The sequence below is a fragment of the Henriciella sp. genome, from assembly GCF_049649345.1.
Classification (GTDB): domain Bacteria; phylum Pseudomonadota; class Alphaproteobacteria; order Caulobacterales; family Hyphomonadaceae; genus Henriciella.
Genome location: NZ_JBARZC010000323.1, coordinates 1 through 1,973, shown reverse-complemented (window position 1 = coordinate 1,973; position 1,973 = coordinate 1). Strand labels below are relative to the sequence as shown.

Genomic DNA, 1,973 nt, shown 5'->3' with positions numbered 1-1,973 from the left:
GGGCGCGGATGCTCGCTTGCCTCTTTCGCGGCCTCGAATAACGGGGCCGGCCGCGGTGCGATGGACGGTGCTTCAGGCCTTGCGGTCATGATCAGCGTTGCCCCGTGTCTGACCGTCGTGACATCGTCTTCGCGCTGGATCGACAGAGGCGTGCCGAGCGGAATCGGCGCGTTCAGGCGAATCGTGTGGGGACCATGGAGATGCTGGGACAGCAGCCCTGCCGAATAGCCGCCATTGCCGCTACCTGGCGGACCGTTAAAGCGCTTCGCGATGGTGAGGGTCTGGCTGTTCATTCTGCATGTCCTGATGTCGTCTGTTCGGCGTTTGCCATCAGAACCGTGTGCCTTCAACAGGATTAACAGAAATCCCCGTTCCGTTAACCTTGTGTATAGCCGAAGCAGCGAGAGTTCGGGCTGACATGTCGAACACCAAGCCCGCAGGAGTTTCCCGCGTATGGCCATCACAGCCAATCAAGCCACCTCGTCGCGCGAGCGCACGAAAACCGAATGGCGCGAATTCAAGGTCGATCTCTGGCTGACCGATCTGAACCTGACCGAGATCGGCATCATGAAGCATACCCAGCATGAGGCCGCCTCTCCTCAGTTCACCAAGGATATGGAGATCATCGGCCAGGTGAAGGAAGGCCGCGAGCGGACCGGCATTCTCGCCTTTCGCAAGGAGCTCTGGACCGATGAGGAAGGCATGAAGCGCCGCCTCGTCATCAAGCAGTTCAACGAGACGATGAACTGGCGCGGCTCGATGGAGCTTCTGATGGGCCGCTCGCTACAGCTGAGCCTCGGTGCGCGCGGCGTGCCCGTGCCAGCCTATTCGATCAATCTGGCGCGCCATGACCAGCTCGTCCAGCTGGAGCGCTCGGCGCAGAAATGGATGCTGTTTCCGGAGAAATTCTCCTTCTTCATCGATACAAATGACGGGCCGCGCTTTTATCGGCTGCGCCGCAATATGATCGGCATCGGCGCGGACTATACGCTCTATGATGACCAATGCCGCAAGATCGGCTCGCTGGATCACCGCATCATCAATCTTGGCGGCTCCTGGAAGGTGAAGGTCGATGCATCGCAAAGCTATACCAAGCTTGAGGCGGTGCTGCAGATGTTCTGCGCCATGCTGCGCTACAATCGCTCTGCCCGCCGGCATGTGAAAAGCGCGCTGGAGCAGCTCTGCCGCGGACGGGCGGTGCGCCAGCTCGATAGCCATGAGCGCAACCTCTACACCAATCCGCGCCACCGCTGAGCCGCACGCCGGAACCGGCCTCACCTGATATTGCCCGGAACCGGCCACGCCCGCCCGCGTACCCTTTTGAGGGCGGGCGCAATTCCATGCAGCCCGCGCCCATCAGGCAAGCGGAGCAGGACACAATGAGCGACACCAAGACTGTCATCGTAACGGGCGCAGGCTCCGGCATTGGCGAGGCGACCGCGCGGCGGTTTTCGGCCGATGGGTGGGCTGTGGTTCTCAATGGCCGCACGCGCGAGAAACTCGATGCGGTCGCCGAAGACCTGCCAGACGAGCGGACGCTCGTGGTTGATGGAGATGTCTCGAACGCGAATGATGTCAGCCACCTGATCGCTGAGACAACGGACCGCTTCGGCGCCCTTGACTGCCTCGTCAACAATGCTGGCGTCGCGCAGATGGGCGAGCCGGGAGACCTCAGCCTGGAGCAGTTCCAGATGATGATGGACGTCAATGTCACCGGCATATTTAACACGGTGAAGGAGGCGCTACCGCATTTGAAGGATGCCGGGGGCTCGATCGTGAACACCTCGTCGGTGTCAGGTATTGGCGGCGACTGGCAGATGTTCGGCTACAACACGTCGAAAGGCGCGGTCTCCAACATGACCCGCGCCATGGCGCTCGACCTTGGCAAGTATGGCGTGCGGGTGAATGCCGTCGCGCCAAGTGTGACACGCACAAAGATGTCGGAGGGGATCCGCGAGGTCGAGGAAAAACTC

2 protein-coding genes and 1 pseudogene are annotated in these 1,973 nt (G+C 61.1%); 2 read left to right on the top strand and 1 reads right to left on the bottom strand.

The window, feature by feature from the left end; genetic code table 11:
- Positions 1-293, bottom strand: a pseudogene (locus WA989_RS08600) (hypothetical protein); the annotation flags it as partial.
- Positions 294-453: 160 nt separating this feature from the next.
- On the opposite strand from WA989_RS08600, the gene WA989_RS08595 reads away from it, so the two are divergent.
- Complete coding sequence (locus tag WA989_RS08595) at positions 454-1,254, top strand: hypothetical protein (protein WP_424340091.1); 801 nt, start codon at positions 454-456, stop codon at positions 1,252-1,254.
- Between the two features lie 125 nt (positions 1,255-1,379).
- The coding region (locus tag WA989_RS08590; RefSeq protein ID WP_424340090.1) for an SDR family NAD(P)-dependent oxidoreductase at positions 1,380-1,973 on the top strand (594 nt) is incomplete at its 3' end.

What these genes read in the sequence shown, in the direction of transcription:
- WA989_RS08595 (WP_424340091.1), top strand. Translation starts at nt 454, where the DNA reads ATGGCCATCACAGCCAATCAAGCCACCTCGTCGCGCGAGCGCACGAAA.